Origin of the sequence: Haladaptatus sp. QDMS2 (assembly GCF_029338295.1) — an archaeon.
Lineage (GTDB): Archaea > Halobacteriota > Halobacteria > Halobacteriales > Halococcaceae > QDMS2.
In genome coordinates this window covers 1,976,520-1,995,897 of the sequence record NZ_CP119791.1, presented here as the reverse complement: position 1 = coordinate 1,995,897, position 19,378 = coordinate 1,976,520, and the positions used below count along the sequence as shown (strand labels likewise).

Below are 19,378 nucleotides of genomic sequence, written 5' to 3'. Positions count from 1 at the left end.
AGATACCGAGGTTTCAGTTATGGCACAAGCATTCTACGCCGGGGGTCAGCCCCTTTTCATTCTGAGCGAGGGAACGCGACGAACCCGAGGCCGCGACGCCCAGGGTTCGAACATCGCCGCGGGGAAAGCGGTAAGCGGCGCGGTCCGCACGACGCTTGGCCCACGCGGGATGGACAAGATGCTCGTTTCGTCGTCGGGTGACGTCGTCATCACCAACGACGGTGCGACCATCCTCAACAAGATGGACATCGAGCACCCGGCGGCCCAGATGATCGTCGAGGTCTCCCAGAGCCAGGAGGACGAAGTCGGCGACGGGACGACGACAGCGGCGGTTCTCGCGGGCGAACTCCTCGCGAAGGCAGAGGACCTGCTCGAAGACGACGTCCACCCCACGACCATCGTCGAGGGCTACCACGAGGCCGCTCGCCTCGCTCACGAGGCCATCGACGCACAGGTCATGGACGACGAACTCGACGACGAACTCTTAGAGAAAGTCGCCGAATCCTCGATGACCGGTAAGGGGACCGGTGGCGTCACCGCAGACGCCCTCGCAAAGACCGTGGTGAAAGCCATCCGCCACGTTCAGGGCGAAAAGCGCGTCGAACGCGACGACGTCCGCATCCAGACGAAAGTTGGGTCGTCCTCCTCGGCGACGGAGCTCGTAGAGGGAGTCATTCTCGACAAGGAACCCGTCCACGACAACATGCCTCGGAAGGTCGAAGACGCGACCATCGCCATCCTCGACATGGAACTCGACGTGCGAAAGAGCCACGTCGACGCCGAGTACAACATCACCTCCATCGAGCAGCTGAACGCCGCGCTCGACGCAGAAGAGGGTGAGCTGCGCGGCTACGCCGCCGCGCTCAAAGACGCTGGCGTGGACGTCGTCTTCGTCACCGACGGCATCGACGACCGCGTCGCCTCATACCTCGCGAAAGCCGGCATTCTCGCCTTCAAGAGCGTCAACAAGAAGGACGCGACTGCCATCGCTCGCGCGACGGGCGCGACCCGCATCGGCACGCTCGAAGACGTCTCCAAAGACGACTTCGGTCACGCCGACCTCATTCACGTCCAGCGCTTTGGCGAGGACGAACTCACCTTCATCGAGGGTGGCGCGGCCGCGAAGTCCGTCACCGTCTTCGTCCGCGGCGGAACCGAGCACGTCGTCGACGAACTCGAACGCGCCTTAGAGGACGCCCTGGACGTGGTGACTGCCTCCCTCGACAAGGGTGGCGTCGTCCCCGGCGCGGGGGCGACCGAAATCGCCATCGCCGACTACATCCGCACCAAGTCCGCGGGTATCGAGGGTCGCAAGCAACTCGCGGTCATGGCCTTCGCCGACGCCGTCGACATGCTTCCACGAACTCTCGCAGAGAACACCGGGATGGACCCAATCGATGCAATCGTCGACCTCCGCTCGCGCTTCGAGGCCGACGGCCGCGCCGGCATCATCGCCGAGGGCCAGACGGGCGTCATCGGCGACCCGCTCGACTACGGTATTATCGACCCGGCGGCCGTCAAGCACGGGGCGGTCGAATCAGCGACCGAAGCCGCGACCATGATCGTCCGCATCGACGACGTCATCGCCGCGAAGTAATCGCGGAATCATCTCTTTCTCGCCGTCGTCCTTATCGGAACAAAACCGTCAGGAGACGCTCACGCGGGGGAGCGACCAGTCGAACCTGAGTGCCAACAACCGGAGCGCGAGCACCGTCGCGGCGCAGGCCGCCGCGGCGACATCGGGGCCGGCCCCACCTTCCGAGACGGCCCAGAACACGACGCCGCCGGCGACGGCGCAGGTGGCGTAGAAATCCTCTTTGAGGACGCCAGGAACGCGCTGGAGCAACACGTCGGAGATGAGGCCGCCACCGACGCCTGTGAGCGTCGCGAGCAGGACGACACCGAATCCGGAGACGCCCGCCTCTGCGCCGACGAGTGCCCCCGTCGCGGCGAAGGCGGCGAGGCCAATGGCGTCGGGGACGAGAATCGCCGAGTGTTGAACCCAGTTCCTGCGAGTGCGCGAGAGGAAAATTGCGAGTACCACGCCTGCGAGCGCGATGGTCACGTCGTCGGTCGATTGCAGCGCGTTCGGAACCGCGCCGACGAGGACGTCGCGGGTCATTCCGCCGCCGAGGGCGATCATTGTCCCGAGGACGAAGACGCCGAGCACGTCCAGTTGCTCGTCGATTGCTTTGAGCGACCCGGTCACGGCGAACGCGAGCAGGCCGACGACGTTCATCACCGCGAACGCAGAGAGCATCACCAGGAAAGGGTTACGTCGTCGCCCGGGCCGAGCGCGAACGCCTCGTCGCCACGTCCCTGATTGACGGCCAGTTCGACGTTCTCGTGGCTGCCGACGGTGACGACCTTCGCGCCCATGCCGACGGCGGCGAACGTCTCGCCAATCGGGATGGGCTGGTCGTTCACCGTGACCATCTTGCGGCCGTCGAGGACGTGCCCGGGGATGTTCGTAATCACGTTGCCAAAGTCGTCCACGACGAGTACTTCGCCCGTCGCACCGTCGTCGGTTATCGTCGGTTCGGGGAAGCGTTCGTTGACGTACGCGTCAGTTCGCGTCACGCCCGGGAGGTCGTCGATTGATTCGACGCCGACATCGTGGAGTTTCGCCGCCCAGGGCGCGAACACGTCTCGACCGTGGAACGTCGTACTCTTCGGTCGTCCTGCGTCGAGTTCGAACACGGAGAAGTCTGCTGCCAGTCGTCGGGCGACCGGGAGCAGGACGCCGTTGTCGGGGCCGACGAGGAGGTGGTCGCCCGCGCGGACGGCGATGGCCTTCCGGTCGGTGCCGACGCCGGGGTCGACGACGACGAGGTGGACGGCGGGCGGGAAGTAGGGCAGCACTTCGCGCAACCAGAACGCGGCAGCGCGGACATCCTGTCGCGGAAACTCGTGGGAAACGTCTACCAGCCGGGTGTCCGTCTGCTGGAGGATGACGCCCTTCATCGCGGCGGGATACGGCGAACCGAAGTCTGAACTCAGCGTAATCATTCGTCGTTTGCGTCCGTGTCGCTTACGTGCTGAATGCGGTCGATGCCGTCGATTTCTTCGACGACCTCAGTCACCGCCTCTGGGACGAGTTCCTCCCAGTTTTTGCCCTCTATCATCCGTGCACGGACTTCCGTGCCCTCGAAGACGGCGCGGTTGAACATCGGCGACTGGCGCACTTCGACGCCCGCTTCTTTGAACAGGCGGACGACGAGTGGGTTGTTCGAGTAGGCGACGTCGAAGGTCGGACTCATGCTCTGGACGTGGCTCACCCAGACGGAGTTGCGGTCTAAGTCCTCGATGGGCACGGCGTAGGTGACGAGGTCCATGTCGGTGAGCGCCTTCGTTATCATCATGATGCGCTCGCCCGCGGTGAAGGGGTCGTTGGTGGTGTGGCTGTCACCGGCGCTCCCGATGCCGAGAACGAGTTCGTCTACCTCTTCTGCGATGCGTTCGACCATCGCGTAGTGCCCGTTGTGAAACGGCTGGAAGCGGCCGATGAAGAACCCGCGAGTCATATCCGCAGTTACAGGCCCGGTTTATAAAATCCGTCGGGTCGTCCGAGCCGGGCGGCAAATTCCGCCGGAACCAGCCGATGTCCGGGGGTTTCGGTAGTGTCTGAGCGAGACATTCGGGGAGAAAGTATATCAAATGATAGCCCCTGAAATCAGATAGCGGAAACCGTAGTTCTATGAGTAACGACATGGAGACTGACAACGTCTCGTCGGAAGCGGAAGAAGAGGCTTCTCCCGAGGCCGACCGAGACGAATCCAAAGACGAACTCGGCAGCGATGTCGAGGTCGGGGCCGAGTCAGCAGTTGTCGAAGCGGACGAAGACAGCTTGCTTGGTGGCCTGCAGATATCCTCCACTGAGGATATCGAAATCCCCGACAGGCTGGTCGACCAGGTCATCGGCCAGGACCACGCCCGAGACGTCATCATGAAGGCCGCAAAACAGCGGCGTCACGTCATGATGATTGGCTCACCGGGTACGGGCAAATCGATGCTCGCAAAGGCGATGAGTGAACTCCTGCCCAAAGAGGAATTACAGGACGTCCTCGTCTACCACAACCCGGACGACGGCAACGAGCCAAAGGTCCGTACCGTCCCCGCGGGCAAAGGTGAACAGATTATCGAAGCACACAAAGAGGAAGCGAGAAAGCGCAATCAGATGCGCTCGTTCCTCATGTGGATCATCATCGCCATCGTGATTGGCTACTCGCTGCTCGTCGCCCAGCAGATTCTGCTCGGCATCCTCGCAGCGGGTGTCGTCTACCTCGCGTTCCGGTACGGAAGCCGGTCGAGCGATTCGATGATTCCAAACCTGCTGGTCAACAACGGCGACACGAAGAGCGCGCCGTTCGAGGACGCGACCGGTGCACACGCCGGGGCACTCCTCGGCGACGTGCGCCACGACCCGTTCCAGTCCGGTGGGATGGAGACGCCGAGCCACGACCGCGTCGAGGCCGGTGCCATCCACAAGGCGAACAAGGGCGTGTTGTTCATCGACGAAATCAACACCCTCGACATTCGCTCCCAGCAGCACCTCATGACGGCGATTCAGGAGGGTCGGTTCGCGATTACGGGCCAGTCCGAGCGTTCCTCGGGCGCGATGGTCCAGACCGAACCCGTCCCGACGGACTTCGTCATGGTCGCAGCAGGGAACTTAGACGCGATGGAGAACATGCACCCAGCACTCCGGTCCCGTATCAAAGGGTACGGGTACGAGGTGTACATGGACGACTCCATCCGCGACTCCCCCGAGATGCGCCGCCGGTACGCCCGGTTCGTCGCACAGGAAGTCGCGAAAGACGGCCGCCTGCCACACTTCACGGACGAAGCCATCAGCGAGGTCATCCTCGAAGCCCGCCGCCGTGCGGGCCGCAAGGGTCACCTGACGCTGCGCTTCCGTGACCTCGGTGGCCTCGTCCGCGTCGCGGGTGACATCGCCCGCGCCGAGGACGCACCGAACACGACGCGCGAACACGTCCTGCAGGCAAAGCAGCGCTCGCGCTCCATCGAGCAGCAACTGGCAGACCAGTACATCGAGCGCCGCAAGGACTACGACCTCACTGTCAACGAAGGCGCGGTCACGGGCCGCGTCAACGGGCTTGCGGTCATGGGAGAGGACTCCGGTATCGTCCTCCCCGTGATGGCGGAAGTCACGCCGTCCCAGGGGCCGGGGCAGGTCATCGCGACCGGCCAGCTCCAGGACATCGCAGAGGAGGCCGTCCAGAACGTGAGCGCCATCATCAAGAAGTTCTCCGACGAGGACATCTCCGAGAAGGACATCCACATCCAGTTCGTCCAGACCGGACAGGGCGGGGTCGACGGTGACTCTGCTTCGATTACGGTCGCGGCGGCCGTCATCTCCGCGCTGGAGGACATCCCCGTCGAACAGAACCTCGCGATGACGGGCTCGCTGTCGGTCCGTGGCGACGTGCTCCCAGTCGGTGGGGTGACCCACAAAATCGAGGCGGCCGCGAAGGCCGGTCTCAAGAAGGTCATCATCCCGGCTGCGAACGAGCAGGACGTCATGATCGAAGACGAGTACAAAGAGCAGATCGAGATCATCCCGGTCAGCCACATCAGCGAAGTGCTCGAAGTCGCGCTCGCGGGCGAACCCGAGAAGGATTCGCTCGTCGACCGCTTGAAGAGCATCACCGGGCAGGCCCTCGAGAAGTCGGGGAGCCGCACGGGACACGGCAGCCCGAGTCCGAACTAAGCCGTGGCCCAGTGGGCGACGTTCACGGGACTCGTCGCCCTCATTTTACTCCTCTTGCTTTCACTCTCCTACGCCTCGCGTTCCGTCGTGAGCGAGGCGGCTCCACCTGACCCAGCTCACGCACAGCCCCACGGGCTAACGACGGGAATGCTGCTCGCGAACGTCGCGTTCTCGCAGGGCTTTCTCGGCGTGTTTCTGTTGCTCGCGGCGTGGGTCACACAGATTCCGTGGCCTGCTCTTGGCGTTCACCTGCCGACGGCCGCCACCGTCGCCATCGGCCTCGTGCTCGGGGCGTTGCTCTACGGGACCAATCGCCTCGGCGCGTGGTCGATGCGTCGGCTCGGCTTCGACCACGGCGACGAGTTGCGCGAACTGCTCGCCCCGAAGACGCGACGCGGCTGGCTGCTGTTGCTCGTGGGCGTCTTGCCCATCATCGCGGGTTTCGAGGAACTCCTGTTCAGAGCAGCGCTCGTCGGTGCGCTGAGTGCGGGCTACGGCGTCTCACCGTGGGTGCTGGCTGTGCTCTCGTCACTCGCATTCGCGCTGGGCCACGGCGCACAGGGCGTCGCTGGCATCGTGGTCACGTGGGCGCTCGGCCTCGTCCTCGCCGCCGCGTTCGTCGCGACGGGGAGCCTCGTCGTGGTAGTGGTCGCCCACTACGTCGTAAACGCCCTCGAATTCGTGATTCACGAGGGCGTCGCCTGATTATTCGGTGCGAATTCTGAGTTCGATGCCGTTCGGGTCGTGGACGTGAAGTTCGCCGTCAGCCTCGGCAACGTCCACGCCTGCGGTGTCGAACTGGTCGCGAACCGCCGCGAGCGCCGCCTCGTCGGGGACGACGAGTTCGAACCAGTCGAGTCCGCGGCCGCTGGGCGGGTCGGTGCGCCCGTTCCAGGTGTTCGCGCCGATGTGATGGTGGTAGCCCCCGGCGGAGACGAACAGCGACGACCCGCCGTAGGGTGCGGGCAGCGCGACGGGCGAATCGAGTCCGACCGCGTCCTCGTAGAACTCCCGAGTCGCCGGAATCGAGGAGACTTCGAGGTGAATGTGGCCCACGTCGGTACCGTCGGGGACGGTGCTGTCGGTGTCTCCCAGCTCGCGCAACTCACCAAGGTCGAGTGGCAGCGTATCCATCAGGAGTTCGCCGTCCTCGTCGCGCTCCCACGTCTCGCGCGGGCGGTCGGTGTAGATTTCGATGCCGTTGCCCTCCGGGTCGTTGAGGTAGAGTGCTTCGCTCACGAGGTGGTCCGAGGCTCCTGAGAGTCGCCACTGGTTTTCCACGCGGTGGAGTGCGTCGCCGAGTGCCTCGCGAGTCGGCACACGAAACGCTGTGTGAAACAGGCCGGTTTCGGTTCGTCCGCGCTCAGGGAGGTCCGGGGCTGTGGTGAGTTCGAGGAACGGTCGGCCTCCCGCGCCGAGGGTCGCCGCCGTTTCGGATTCTGTGAGGACGGCGAGGCCGACGACGTCGCTGTAGAACTCGACGACTCGGTCGAGGTCGTTTACGCGAAGGGCGACGCGGCCGACGTGGGTTTCCGGGGCGATGTGTGGTGACATGGTTTCGATCGATTGGTTACTGGTATGTGATGTGTCTGGATAGTCCCATCGCCGCCGGAAATTCGAGTCCAGCAAAGCGGTTCCATCATCCACACACTAAATTACGCGTCAGACATGTGTCTAACATAAGTATAAATAGTTGCTGTGGCAACACGTTACTGGTGTTACACTATGGGTAAAGTAACCAACGCACTCGGAGACTTAGTCGAGAACGTCGTCGCGTTCCTCGTCATGATTATCCTCGCGATCATCGGCTTCTACGTCACGGTGTTCGTCGTGACGATGGGTGCCGAACTCGCCGGCCGCGCGGCGAGCGGTGATTTCGTGGTGCTCTCCGCTGCACTGCTCGTCTCCGCGTCCATCCTGGCTGGCGGCTCCTCGCCGGTCGGGAAACTGAGCGAGCCGATGACGCCGACGCGGAAGAGCGCACCCGCCGACGACTGAAGTTCCACCCAGTATTTTTATCGTACCCGCACCGACTCGACAGCCGCGCGTATCTCTTTTCCCTTGTTGTGGGCGTGAAACAGGTGTGCGCCGATGATGGAAGTGCGATACCGGAGCTTTGACTTCCGTTTTCCGGACCGGTCGCGGACCGGCGAGAGCGTGGCGAGATGAATGCCGGCGTTCGTCCGGTACTCGTACTCCTTGCCGGACTGTGACTGGCGCAGGTGTTTGACAATGTTGGAGATGCGTTCTGCTGCCTCTGGGGGTTCGACGCCGAGAAAAATCGTTTCGTAGTTGACCATTGACCCCTACAGCCCTTCGAGCGAGCGAAGCTTCTGCTCGATTTCCGGTGGTGCAGCACTCGGCCCGTCGCGCACCCGGTGGTCCGGAATCAGGATGGGTGTCGGATTTTCGTCGAGGGCGGTTCTGACGAGCGTCAGGTCGGCGTCGTCCTGTGGGTCCAGTTTGGGGGTCATTCGAGCGATTCGCTCGACGGTGTACTGTTGGCCGTAGGGAATCTGTCGGACCGTGTCGAGCACGCGCCGGTGGGCGGTAGGGACCGTAAGCGCCACGTCGACGGTGTCGAACGACTCCTGGACGCCTTCGAGGTAGGCGAAGATACGGTCGAGGACCGGGTGGTCGGGGTTCGCGTCCGCTGGCGCTTTATCGGGGAACGAAACCGAGATGACTCGGCCGCTCGCGACGCCGATTTGTACGAACCGGTCTAAGTAGTCGGATTCGCGGGCGTAGATACCAGCAGACTCGTCCATACCTGTACGTGGACCGTCTCGAACTTCAACATTCGGCTCTCTCGACTGCGCAAGCCTTATGTACAAATCAGTTCATCATTGAACAACAATGGTAGTTAGAGACGAGGTCGCCCCCGAGGTGGCCGCCATCCTCGCCGCCGCCCGCCGCAGGCAACGGGCAACAGAGCGGGTGTCGGTCGAACCGCGGTCGCTCAGGTCGGCGTTCGACGCCGCGGCGGCCGAGGGACGGGTCCCGATACTTTCCGAGGTGAAACCGACGAGCCCGACCACCGAGGGAATCCGAGCGGATGACCCTGCGGAACTCGCCCGCGAGATGGTTGCGGGCGGGGCGAGCGCCATCTCCGTGCTCACGGAACCGGACCACTTCGGCGGGTCGCTCGACAACCTCCGGGCGGTCCGCGAGGCGGTCGACGTGCCCGTACTCAGGAAGGACTTCATCCTCCGCGAGGAGCAACTCGACGGGGTGGAGGCGGACGTCATCTTGCTCATCGTTCGGTTCGTCTCTGACCTCGACGGCCTGCTCACGGCCGCCCGCGAGCGGGGGTTTCAGGTGCTCGTGGAAGTTCACACCGAAGCCGAACTCGAAGCGGCCCTTGATGCGGGAGCCGACATCATCGGCATCAACAACCGCGACCTGACCTCACTGTCGGTGGACCTCGGCACCTTCGAGCGACTGGCTCCGAAGGTTCCAGACGACGTACTTTGCATCGCGGAAAGCGGCGTTTCGACGCCCGAAGACGTGGCCCGCATGCGCGAGGCCGGCGCGGACGGCCTCCTCATCGGAACCGCCATCATGGACGGCGACGTGACCGAAAACACCCGACGACTCTCTCAGCTATGAGTGACGCACCCGCAAAATTCGGCGAATACGGCGGCCAGTACGTCCCGGAAGTGCTGATGCCCGCCATCGAGGAACTGACCGACGCGTACGAACGGTACGTGCTCGACAACGAAGACGGCTTCATGGACGACTTTCGTGCCCGATTGCGCGACTTCGGCGGCCGGCCGACCCCGCTCCAGCACGCAGCGCAACTCAGCGAGCGGTACGGAACCGACGTCTACCTCAAACGCGAGGACCTCGTCCACGGCGGGGCGCACAAACTGAACAACGCGCTCGGACAGGTACTGCTGGCCAAATACATGGGCAAAGAGCGCATCGTCGCCGAAACTGGGGCCGGCCAGCACGGCACGGCGACGGCGATGGCTGCGGCCCACCTCGGCATGGACTGTGAAGTCTACATGGGCCGCCGAGACATCACCCGCCAGCGGCCGAACGTGTTCCGCATGCGAATCAACGGTTCCGCGGTCAACCCCGTGGACGTGGGGCGCGGAACCCTGAAGGAGGCCATCAACGAAACGATGCGCGACTGGGCGACCAACGTCGAAGACACCCACTACGTCATCGGCTCGGTGGTCGGTCCCCACCCCTTCCCGCGGATGGTCCGTGACTTCCAGTCGGTCATCAGCGAAGAGGCGCGCGAGCAAATTCGCGAGAAAACCGGTGGCCTGCCCGACAGCGTCGTCGCCTGCGCTGGCGGCGGGTCGAACACGATGGGCGCGTTCCACAACTTCGTCCCCGACGAGAACGTATCCCTCTACGCCGTCGAAGCCGGTGGCTCCAGCCTCGACGTGGACGAAGAGGCAGGCGTCGCCCCGAACTCCGCGTCGCTCTCGACGGGGTCTGTCGGCGTGCTCCACGGCGCGTGCACTCGCCTGCTCCAGTCGCGCGACGGCCAGATTCTCGAATCCCACAGCATCAGTTCGGGCCTCGACTACGCCGGCGTCGGCCCGGAACTCGCCTACCTCGTCGACAGCGGGCGTGTGACGCCGGTGACGGTCCCCGACGACGCCGCCCTCGAAGCGTTCCACCGCTTCTCCCAGGAGGAGGGCGTCATTCCGGCCCTCGAAACCGCCCACGCCATCGCCTACCTCGAAACGGCAGACGACCTCGGTGACTCGGTCATCGTGAACGTCTCAGGCCGGGGCGACAAGGACTTAGAATCGGTGTTAGAGGAGACTGCCCAGCGTGACCTTGCGAACGCCCCGGAGATGGGGGTGTTCGAATGAGCGAGATTGGCGACGCCTTCCGCGAGGGGCCCGGGCTCGTGCCGTACATCACCGCCGGCGACCCGGACGCGGCGGCGACCAAAGAACAGGTCCGCGCGCTCGCCCGCGGTGGGGCGGATGTCATCGAACTCGGCCTGCCCTTCTCGGAGCCAATCGCGGACGGCCCGACGATTCAAAACGCTATCCAGCGGTCGCTGGATGCGGGGATGACGCCGCGGTCGTACCTCGACCTGGTGGCCGACCTCGACGTGGACGTGCCCATCGTCTGCATGACCTACTACAACCTCATCTACCAGTTCGGCGACGAGCCCGTCCGCGCGTTCGTCGAGGCGGCCGCCGCGGCTGGCATCGCTGGCCTCATCGTTCCGGACCTCCCGGTCGAGGAGTCGGGCGTCCTGCGGGCGGCCTGCGACGAGTTCGGCCTCGACCTCATCTTCATCGTCGCGCCGACGACCCGGGGCGACCGACTCGACCGGGTGATGGAACAGGTCTCCGGATTCGTCTACGTCCAGGCGCGCCTCGGGACCACCGGGGCGCAGGCGGACGTGAGTTCGCAGACCCACGACAGTCTCGGCCGCCTCGCGGACTACGACGTGCCGAAGGCGGTCGGCTTCGGGGTGAGCGAGCGTCACCACGCTCGCGAAATCGTCGCCGCGGGCGCGGACGGCGTCGTCGCCGGAAGCGTCTTCGTTGACCTCATTGCCGCTGGGGACGAAGTGGCGACGAAACTGGAACAGAAGGCGGCAGAACTGGCCGAGGGCGCACGGACGGGATACTCCCAACGTGTGCCGCGACCGGAACGCACTTAAATAACGCTTGCTACACACTAACATACCAATGAGTATCGGAAAAACAGCTCGTCTCGAGCGAATCGGCACACGGGGTCGATACGTCATCGTCCCTATGGACCACGGCATTACACTCGGGGCCGTACAGGGCCTCAAAGACATCGAATCGACCATCGACGCGGTGACACGCGGCGGCGCAGATTGCGTCCTCACCCAGAAGGGAATCGCCCCCCGCGTCCACGCGAACAAGAACGACAAAGGCTACGTCGTCCACCTCAACGCTTCTACGACAATCGGTCCCGACGAAAACGACAAACGCATGACGAGCACCGTCGAAGACGCAGTTCGCGCCGGCGCTGACGCCGTCTCGTTGCACATCAACGTCGGGTCAGACCACGAACCGAAACAGATGGAAGACCTCGCACGGGTCACCTCCGAGGCTGACCGACTCGGCATCCCTGTCCTTGCGATGACCTACGCACGCGGCCCCGGCATCGACGAACACGACGCAGAAGCCCTCGGCCACGCCGTCCGCTTCGGCGAAGAACTCGGCGCGGACATCATCAAGACGGCCTACTCGGGCGACCCCGAAAGCTTCCGTCACGTCACCGAATCGACCCGCCTCCCCGTCGTCATCGCCGGCGGCTCCAGAGGAACTGATTTAGAAACCATCGAGATGGTCCGCGGCGCGATGGACGGCGGCGCGGCCGGCGTCTCAATGGGTCGGTCTATCTTCCAGCACGAGAACCCAGAGGCCATCGCCCGCGCCGTCGCGGACGTGGTACACAACGACGCACCCGCCGCGGACGCGCTCGAACGCGCCGGCCTCGCCGTTAAAGCCTGACGAAGCGGTGTTTCATCACGTCTCCAGCCTTCTCCAGCGACGGCCACGAAACCGGCCGGCGGGGAGACAGTGGCCACTTCCGCCACGTTCAAGAATCCCCGCCGCGAGCGTCAGAGTATGACACGCTCCGTTTGGCTCAAAGCCGACGACACCGTCGGCGACTGGGAGGCGCGCCGGAAACGAATCACCGCTGGGCTCGAGGCCGGCGTCGACTGGGTACTCGTAGACAGCGAAGACGTCGCGAAGGTTCGCGAACTCGGCCAGGTGAACGTCGCGGCGTTCACAAACGGCGACGTCCACGTCATGGACGCAGAACCCGAAGGCATCGAGGACCTACCCGACGCGACCATCGTCGGCAAGGAAGGCGAAGGTGACGGAACCGTCGACCTGCCAAACGACTTCTCCGGGTCTGCTGACCTCTCTACACTGCGGCGCAGCGACGACCGCGCTCACGGTGCGTACGTCCGCATTCTGAACAAGGACTACGAGTCGTTCGCCGAGGCCGCCGCCCAGGACGCAGACTACACCATCGTCATCGGCGAGGACTGGACCATCATCCCGCTCGAAAACCTCATCGCCCGCATCGGCGAGGAGACGGAACTCGTCGCGGGCGTCCAAACAGCCGCAGAGGCGAAGACGGCCTTCGAGACGCTCGAACTCGGCGCAGACGCCGTGTTGCTCGACACCGACGACCCCGACGAGATTCGTCGCACGGTCGAAGTGCGCGACGACGCCGCCCGTGAGTCGCTCGACCTCCAGTGGGCGACCGTCACCGCCATCGAACAGACGGGGTCCGCAGACCGCGTCTGCGTCGACACGGGGTCGCTGTTCGAACACGACGAGGGGATGTTGGTCGGCAGCATGAGCCGCGGCCTCTTTTTCGTCCACGCGGAGACCGCAGAGTCGCCGTACGTCGCCTCTCGCCCGTTCCGCGTGAACGCTGGGGCGGTCCACGCCTACGTCCGGACGCCAGACGGCGGCACGAAGTACCTCGCGGAACTCAAAAGCGGCGACGAGGTGCAGGTCGTCGATACGGCGGGACACACCCGCGAGGCCATCGTCGGCCGGGCGAAAATCGAGAAGCGCCCGATGTTCCGGGTCGAAGCCGAGACAGAAAACGGCGACCGCATCGAGACGCTCCTGCAGAACGCAGAGACCATCAAGGTCGCCACCGCCGAAGGCCGCAAGGCGGTCACGGACCTCGCGGTCGGCGACGAGGTGAAAATCTACTATGAGGACACGGCTCGCCACTTCGGCGAGGCTGTAGAAGAGAGCATCATCGAGAAGTAACCGGCGGACTTACTGGTTTTCCGGCGCGGTCGTCTGTGGGAGTTCCGTCGTACACCAGTGACAGAAGCCGAGTTCGGGGTCGACGTCGCGCCCGCAGTTCGGACAGCGCGTCCCTTCTACGACGGCTTTCACTTCCTGATTTTTCGTCGCTGCGAGTCGGTAGGCGTCGATCATGCTCAATGCCGTAATGAACAGCACCGAGAGGGCCGCTTCCAGCGGCAACTGCTCGCTCGCGCGGGAGAGCGCAGAGAGCGAGAGGTCCGCCGTCTGGACGGCCTGCTCGGGGATGACGAACGACGCCGTCGCAATCATCAACCCGAACCAGAGGAGAGCTCTGAGCCACTCCCGAATGTAGACGTGGCCGAGGCCAGGGTAGATGAACGCGAGGAGTGCAGCGAGCCACGGGCGCTTACGCATAGTCTGCCCCATCACTTCCTCCGTCTCGGTTGTCACTGTTTGTTAAACTTCCGAACGACCCCGTTTTAGCCATCGCCCTGCAGCTGGGTTAGCAGCTGGCGTAACGTCCCGAGGTCGTACTGGCCCGGAGCCGTCGCATCTTCCGGTCTGATGGGCGCGAAACCGAGACACGACCCGTACAGCGGCGCGACGACCCGGGAGTGACGGCCGAGTTTCCCCATCGCCATCGTCGCCACCGGGCGACCGTTCATCGAAAACGTCCGCGTCGCGAACAGGAGGTCGAGGACGTCGTCGACGCTCGTCGCCGTGCACGCGAGTTTGCCCACGTCGCCGTGGTCGGTCGCCTCCTTGAGCAGGTGGCGCAGTTCGGCGATGCGAGGGGTCTCCTCGAAGTCGTGGACCGAGACGATGACCTTCGTGTCCGACTCGCGGGCGGCGTCTACCACCCGCGCCCCGTCCCCGTTCAGTATCGCGGCGAGTTCGATGTCTACCGCCTCCACGGCGGTTTCGGCGGCGGCCGCACAGAGCGTATCGAGCCGAGTGGCGTCGTCCTCAGCCTGGCCGCCTTCCCAGTTCACGCGGTTGGTCGCGATGATGGGGAGGGTGCCGCCGTAGTTCCGGAGTGCCGCGAGCGGGTCGGCGGCGAGGTCCATCCGGAATTCGACGGCGTCGGCGTGGGGCCGGGCATCCGGCTCGTCGTCCAGCACCGCGGTACTCGCGGCGAGGACGAACTCGTCGAAATCCATGGCAGGGGATACACGCCCCTGTAAAAAAAGCATACCCCTACGAGGAATGGGGTTCGTGGGTAACCAGATAGCCGTCTTCATCCGGTTCGACCCCGGCGACGACGTAGAACCGAATTTCGCGTTCTTGACGAGTGACGACCGGGAAATCGTAGTGGGTGGCTTCGTAGTCGGGCGGGTCTGCGTCGGCTTTTCGGGCGGCGACGAAGTCTCGATGAGCGTCGAGTCGCGCCCTCGTGCGCTTGCGAGAGAGTTCCGGCGCACCTTCTACTCGCTCGTCGAACTGGGCGACGAGGTCCGCGTCGAGTTCGTAGCCGAGTGAGTTTCGCCCGGCGAGCATCGCCGCGAGCGTCGTCGTTCCGGTTCCCCAGAAGGGGTCTAAGACGGTGTCGTCGTAGACGGAGAACATTCGAATCAGCCGGAGTGGGATTTCGAGGGGGAACGCCCCAGAGCGGTCGCGATTCGCATCGGAGAGCAGTTGCCCGGTTCCGCGCACGTCGGTCCAGAGGTCTGAGAACCACTCGTTTCGCTCCTCCCAGAAGAAGGCGCTCTCGTAGCGTTCCGCACAGCCGGGGTCAAATTCGCGGGTGCCACCCTTGCGAAACACGAGGATGTACTCGTGTTCGAGTGTCGCGTAGGCGTTCGTCGGGAGCATTCCAGAGCCCATGAACTTCGTCAGGCGGTTCGACGGCTTTCGCCAGAGAATGTCCGGGAGCACCGAAAAGCCGCGGTCGCGCATCGCGTCGACGACGGCGACGTGGTTCGGGAACAACTGGAAATCGCCGCCGATAGAACGGGTGGCGTCGCCGACGTTGATGCACGCGATGCCGCCGGGGCGCAACACGCGGGCGAGTTCGTCCCAGCAGGGGGCAAGCGCCTCGTGCATGGCCTCGAAGGCGGCGTCGCCGGCCCCTGAGTCGAGGTACTCGTCGATGGTCGCGTCGAGCGACGTGAAGAGACCGTCCCACATCTCTATCATGGGGTAGGGCGGGGATGTGACGACGAGGTCGACCGTCCCGTCGTCTACGTATGTCATCTCGCGGGCGTCGGACGCGTAGATGACGTGTTCGGTCTGCATGGACGGTCAGTCGCGGGCCGGGGGTACGTTTCTTGCGGTCTCATGACTCGTCGGCGGGTGGAAAACGGAAAACGGAAAACGGGTGGCAGGAGTTACGCCATCGGCACGTCCTGCTCGGCTTCGAGCAGTTCGTGGTAGCGGTTGCGGATGGTGACCTCGCTGATGTCTGCGACTTCGCTCACGGCGGCCTGCGTCGTCTTCTCGTTGGTGAGCAGCGCGGCGGCGTAGACGGCGGCGGCGGCGAGGCCGACCGGCGACTTGCCGCTGTGGACGCCCTGCTCCTTGGCGTTGCGCAGGAGCTGGCGGGCGCGGTGTTCTGCTTCCTCGGAGAGGTCGAGCGAGGAGGCAAAGCGCGGCACGTAGCTCTCTGGGTCCGCGGGGCGCACTTCGAGGCCGAGTTCGCGGACGACGTAGCGGTACGTGCGGGCAATCTCGCTCTTCTCGACACGGGAGACCTCCGCAATTTCGTCGAGACTGCGCGGCATGCTCGCCTGGCGGGCGGCGGCGTAGACCGCCGAGGTTGCGACGCCTTCGATGGAGCGGCCGGGAAGGAGGTTCTCGGAGAGCGCGCGGCGGTAGATGACCGAGGCGGTTTCCCGGACGTTGTTCGGGAGGCCGAGGGCCGAGGCCATGCGGTCGATTTCCCCAAGTGCCTGTTTGAGGTTGCGCTCTTTGCTGTCGCGGGTGCGGAATCGTTCGTTCCACTTGCGAAGGCGCTGCATCTTCGCGCGCTGGCGGCTGCCGAGGGACTTCCCGTAGGCGTCCTTGTCGCGCCAGTCGATGTTGGTCGAGAGCCCCTTGTCGTGCATCGTGTTGGTCGTCGGGGCGCCGACGCGCGATTTTTTATCCTTCTCTCGGGAGTCGAAGGCGCGCCACTCTGGGCCGCGGTCGATTTCTTTCTCGTCTACGACGAGACCACAGTCCTGACAGACCGTCTCGCCGTGGGTGGAGTCGCCGACGAGTTTGCCGGAGCCACATTCTGGGCAGTTGAGCTTGTTGTTGCTCGATTCCTGTTCGTTCTCGCTCTCTTCTGTTTGTGCTCGGGTTCGCGTGCGGGTGTGTTCTCTCATGGGTGTAGCGCTGGCGGGGGCTATCCGGGAAGCGTATCTGGAGAAATCCCGGATGGCTGTCCGTGGCCCGGGCTTCGGACGAAAGTCATTTAAGGGTTTTGGTTTACGCTACGGTATCGCCGCGAAACAGGAACAAATGGCCGTTTCAGGTTCTGCCGGCACAAATGTTATATATTGTCATGCGTCGAGCCGCGGATGGTAATTCCCAAGTGACCGACGCGGCTTCTCACTGCCATGCGCGTCGGCGTCGGCAGTCAGAATCCGGTCAAAGTCAGGGCCACCGAACAGGCACTCGCGAACGTGTTGGACGCGACGGTCGAACCCGTCGCCGTCGAATCGGGCGTGTCAGAACAGCCGCGCGGTCTTCAGGAGACCATCTCGGGAGCCGAAAACCGGGCGCGAGCCGTGCTCGACGCGGGTGAGTTCGACCTCGGTATCGGCATCGAGGGTGGCGTCGCGACGGTCGACGACCGTCTCTACCTCGTGATGTGGGCGGCCGTCACGGACGGTGAGCGCGTCGGGCGCGGCGCGGGACCGAGTCTCGCGCTCCCCGAAGATATCGCCGCACGAATCGAGGTGGGCGAGGAACTCGGCCCCGTGATGGACGACGTACTCGATATGAACAACGTGGCGAAAAAACAGGGTGCAGCAGGGGCGCTCACGGCCGGTATCGTGGACCGCGAAGCGGCATTGACGCAGGCTGTAGCGGGGGCGCTCGGCCCCTTCGTCACCGACCTGTACTAGTTCTCGACGGCTTCGACGTCAGGTACGTCGCGGCTCTCTTTTACTGCCGTCGTGAGCGAGACGTTGAGCAGCAGCATCGAGGCGACGCCGCCGAGCACCGTCACGATGTTCTTCACGGCGTGGTCGACGATGGCCGCGCCGAGTGCGACTTCCCACGAGACGGGGAGCAGCGCCACCACGAGCAGCGAAAAGGCCCCCTCGTAGAGGCCGACGCCGCCGGGCGAGAGGGGGAGAACCTTCGCCAGGTTCCCGACGCTCACTGCGAAGAACCCAACGGCGAGCAGCGTGGTGAACGGGAGATCCACGCCGAAGGCGGCGAACACGACGACTGCGGTCAGCACGTCGAGCGTCCAGATGAGCAGGCTGCTCGCGCCGACGCGGGCGAAGGCGCGCTTGTCGCTCGCCACGACCTGCACGTCTCCGGCGAACCGTTCTAAGACGCCCGCGACGTAGTCGGCGTAGGAGTCGTTGCTGATGCGGGTGACGAAACTCCGGATGTGGTTGCTCTCCGTCCGCGCGGAGGCGACGATGAGCGCCGTCGCGGAGATGGCGGCCACGCCGACGAATCCGGCGAGGTAGAGGGCGTACCGGCCGCTCTGTCCGCGCTCGCCGCTAATCTGCGTGATGGCCTGGCTCAGGCCTTCGACGCTCGTAAACCCGGTCAGTGCGAGCAGGATGAACACCGCGCCCGCGAGCACCGTGATGGTGAGCAGGTCGAAGACACGCTCGACGGTAAGCGACGCGAACCCGGAGGGGTACGGCACTTTCCGGCGGGTCTTCACCACGTAGGCACGCACCGCGTCACCGGCACGGGCGGGGAACACGAGGTTCCCGGTCTGACTGATGAAGATGGCACCGGTCAGGAAGCCGGTCTTTTCGCGGAAGCCGAGTTTGTTCAAGATGTCCTTGTACCGCGCGCCGCGGAGCGGCCACGAGACGAGGTAAATGACCGCGGCGACGCCGATGAGAACGGGGTCTGCGCCCTGCATCTCCGTGATGACCTGACTGAAGTCGATGTACTGGGTCATGAGGAGGAGGGCGACGATGGTCAGCAGCGTCCCCGCGCCGAGCGTCGTCTTGCGGTTGATTTTCGGGCTGACGGAGAACTCGTACCAGACCCGCAGAATCTGGCTGCCCATCCCGAACACGTCGCGGACGAGGTCCACTTTCGTGTCCTCCATGGGCGTCCATTCGACGGCGAACTCGTTGATGCGGTAGCCCTTCTTCTGGGCGCGAACGAGAACCTCCGTGTCCCAGAACCAGTGGTTGTCCTCGACGTCGTCCATGATGTCGAACAACGCCTCGCGGTCGAACGCTTTGAACCCACACTGGTGGTCGAGCAAGTCAGAGCGCAGGAAAAACCGCGTGAGGCCGTTGAAGCCCTTGCTCGGAATTCCGCGCTTTGCGGGGCGGTCTATCTCTTTGCCTGGCATCCACCGCGACCCGGTCGCGATGTCGTACTCGCCGGAGCGAACGCTCTCTACGAGTTCTTCCAGGTGCTTCATGTCCGTCGCAAGGTCCGTATCGAAGTAGACCAGCGTGCGACCGTGGGAGGCTTCGAATGCCCGTTCTAACGCGCCACCGCGGCCGAGTCGTTCATCGCTGTGGAAGTGGCGGACGGCGGGGAACTCCGCTTCCATCTCGTCTGCGATTTCAGGGGTACGGTCGTCACACCCGTCTTCGGCGACGATGACTTCGAACGAGCCTGGGGGGAGGAACGTCGCGAGCGTGTCGAGCGTGGTTTTCACCGTGTGCTCGATGGTTTTCTCCTCGTTGTAGGCGGGGAGAACCACGCTCACTTCAACGTCTTGGCTCATTACCGGAGTTTCGTCCACCGA

General features: G+C 64.3%; 21 protein-coding genes. 10 read left to right on the top strand and 11 right to left on the bottom strand.

Features of this window, described 5'->3' with window-relative positions:
* The first annotated feature begins 19 nt into the window (after positions 1–19).
* Positions 20–1,597 (top strand): thermosome subunit alpha, encoded by a 1,578-nt coding sequence (gene thsA / locus P1M51_RS10885; RefSeq protein WP_276248231.1) that lies wholly within the window; start codon positions 20–22, stop codon positions 1,595–1,597.
* 48 nt (positions 1,598–1,645) lie between these two features.
* Here thsA and P1M51_RS10880 read toward each other — a convergent pair whose 3' ends face one another.
* The 3 genes from P1M51_RS10880 to P1M51_RS10870 are packed head-to-tail and all read right to left on the bottom strand — an operon-like array spanning position 1,646 to position 3,524.
* Positions 1,646–2,260: a trimeric intracellular cation channel family protein gene (locus tag P1M51_RS10880; protein WP_276248433.1), complete on the bottom strand. Its 615-nt coding sequence runs from the start codon at positions 2,258–2,260 to the stop codon at positions 1,646–1,648.
* Entirely contained in the window at positions 2,260–3,009 is a 750-nt protein-coding gene (locus P1M51_RS10875) for an S-adenosyl-l-methionine hydroxide adenosyltransferase family protein (protein ID WP_276248230.1), read from the bottom strand. The genes P1M51_RS10880 and P1M51_RS10875 overlap by 1 nt, the downstream gene beginning before the upstream one ends.
* On the bottom strand, positions 3,006–3,524 hold the full coding sequence (locus P1M51_RS10870) for a nicotinamide-nucleotide adenylyltransferase (protein ID WP_276248229.1): 519 nt from the start codon (positions 3,522–3,524) through the stop codon (positions 3,006–3,008). The genes P1M51_RS10875 and P1M51_RS10870 overlap by 4 nt, the downstream gene beginning before the upstream one ends.
* Positions 3,525–3,697: 173 nt before the next feature.
* Between P1M51_RS10870 and lonB the strand changes: the two genes are divergently transcribed.
* Both lonB and P1M51_RS10860 read left to right on the top strand, forming a co-directional pair.
* Positions 3,698–5,731 (top strand): ATP-dependent protease LonB, encoded by a 2,034-nt coding sequence (gene lonB / locus P1M51_RS10865; RefSeq protein WP_276248228.1) that lies wholly within the window; start codon positions 3,698–3,700, stop codon positions 5,729–5,731.
* Between the two features lie 3 nt (positions 5,732–5,734).
* On the top strand, positions 5,735–6,436 hold the full coding sequence (locus tag P1M51_RS10860; protein WP_276274452.1) for a CPBP family intramembrane glutamic endopeptidase: 702 nt from the start codon (positions 5,735–5,737) through the stop codon (positions 6,434–6,436).
* Here P1M51_RS10860 and P1M51_RS10855 read toward each other — a convergent pair whose 3' ends face one another.
* Positions 6,437–7,285, bottom strand: coding sequence for a VOC family protein (locus P1M51_RS10855; protein ID WP_276248226.1), 849 nt, complete (start codon positions 7,283–7,285; stop codon positions 6,437–6,439).
* Between the two features lie 171 nt (positions 7,286–7,456).
* Here P1M51_RS10855 and P1M51_RS10850 point away from each other — a divergent pair, with 171 nt between their 5' ends.
* On the top strand, positions 7,457–7,729 hold the full coding sequence (locus P1M51_RS10850) for a hypothetical protein (protein WP_276248225.1): 273 nt from the start codon (positions 7,457–7,459) through the stop codon (positions 7,727–7,729).
* 17 nt (positions 7,730–7,746) lie between these two features.
* On the opposite strand, the gene P1M51_RS10845 is transcribed toward P1M51_RS10850, so the two are convergent.
* Positions 7,747–8,031: a hypothetical protein gene (locus tag P1M51_RS10845; RefSeq protein ID WP_276248224.1), complete on the bottom strand. Its 285-nt coding sequence runs from the start codon at positions 8,029–8,031 to the stop codon at positions 7,747–7,749.
* A 6-nt stretch (positions 8,032–8,037) separates the two neighbouring features.
* A complete protein-coding gene (locus P1M51_RS10840) occupies positions 8,038–8,499 on the bottom strand; it encodes an MGMT family protein (RefSeq protein WP_276274451.1) in 462 nt (153 codons plus the stop codon).
* An 88-nt stretch (positions 8,500–8,587) separates the two neighbouring features.
* Between P1M51_RS10840 and trpC the strand changes: the two genes are divergently transcribed.
* The 5 genes from trpC (at position 8,588) to P1M51_RS10815 (ending at position 13,488) form a co-directional block, all read left to right on the top strand.
* Complete coding sequence (gene trpC / locus P1M51_RS10835; RefSeq protein WP_276248222.1) at positions 8,588–9,340, top strand: indole-3-glycerol phosphate synthase; 753 nt, start codon at positions 8,588–8,590, stop codon at positions 9,338–9,340.
* Positions 9,337–10,566, top strand: coding sequence for a tryptophan synthase subunit beta (gene trpB / locus P1M51_RS10830; protein ID WP_276248221.1), 1,230 nt, complete (start codon positions 9,337–9,339; stop codon positions 10,564–10,566). The genes trpC and trpB overlap by 4 nt, the downstream gene beginning before the upstream one ends.
* Positions 10,563–11,375: a tryptophan synthase subunit alpha gene (gene trpA / locus P1M51_RS10825; protein ID WP_276248220.1), complete on the top strand. Its 813-nt coding sequence runs from the start codon at positions 10,563–10,565 to the stop codon at positions 11,373–11,375. The genes trpB and trpA overlap by 4 nt, the downstream gene beginning before the upstream one ends.
* 28 nt (positions 11,376–11,403) lie before the next feature.
* Entirely contained in the window at positions 11,404–12,198 is a 795-nt protein-coding gene (locus tag P1M51_RS10820; RefSeq protein WP_276248219.1) for a 2-amino-3,7-dideoxy-D-threo-hept-6-ulosonate synthase, read from the top strand.
* A 117-nt stretch (positions 12,199–12,315) separates the two neighbouring features.
* On the top strand, positions 12,316–13,488 hold the full coding sequence (locus P1M51_RS10815; RefSeq protein WP_276248218.1) for a 3-dehydroquinate synthase II: 1,173 nt from the start codon (positions 12,316–12,318) through the stop codon (positions 13,486–13,488).
* 9 nt (positions 13,489–13,497) lie between these two features.
* Here P1M51_RS10815 and P1M51_RS10810 read toward each other — a convergent pair whose 3' ends face one another.
* From P1M51_RS10810 to P1M51_RS10795, 4 genes are all read right to left on the bottom strand, one after another.
* Positions 13,498–13,941 (bottom strand): zinc ribbon domain-containing protein, encoded by a 444-nt coding sequence (locus tag P1M51_RS10810; protein WP_276248217.1) that lies wholly within the window; start codon positions 13,939–13,941, stop codon positions 13,498–13,500.
* Positions 13,942–13,970: 29 nt separating this feature from the next.
* On the bottom strand, positions 13,971–14,651 hold the full coding sequence (locus P1M51_RS10805) for a type I 3-dehydroquinate dehydratase (protein WP_276274450.1): 681 nt from the start codon (positions 14,649–14,651) through the stop codon (positions 13,971–13,973).
* Positions 14,652–14,688: 37 nt separating this feature from the next.
* The gene (locus tag P1M51_RS10800; protein WP_276274449.1) at positions 14,689–15,726 is read right to left on the bottom strand and encodes a site-specific DNA-methyltransferase; all 1,038 of its coding nucleotides are present in this window, start codon (positions 15,724–15,726) and stop codon (positions 14,689–14,691) included.
* A gap of 92 nt (positions 15,727–15,818) precedes the next feature.
* Entirely contained in the window at positions 15,819–16,796 is a 978-nt protein-coding gene (locus P1M51_RS10795; RefSeq protein ID WP_276248214.1) for a transcription initiation factor IIB family protein, read from the bottom strand.
* Positions 16,797–17,030: 234 nt separating this feature from the next.
* Between P1M51_RS10795 and yjjX the strand changes: the two genes are divergently transcribed.
* Positions 17,031–17,540 (top strand): inosine/xanthosine triphosphatase, encoded by a 510-nt coding sequence (gene yjjX, locus P1M51_RS10790; RefSeq protein ID WP_276248213.1) that lies wholly within the window; start codon positions 17,031–17,033, stop codon positions 17,538–17,540.
* Here the strand turns inward: yjjX and P1M51_RS10785 are convergent.
* Positions 17,537–19,357, bottom strand: a complete 1,821-nt coding sequence (locus tag P1M51_RS10785; RefSeq protein WP_276248212.1) for a flippase-like domain-containing protein — start codon at positions 19,355–19,357, stop codon at positions 17,537–17,539. The two genes, yjjX and P1M51_RS10785, sit on opposite strands and share 4 nt — an antisense overlap.
* Positions 19,358–19,378: the final 21 nt, after the last annotated feature.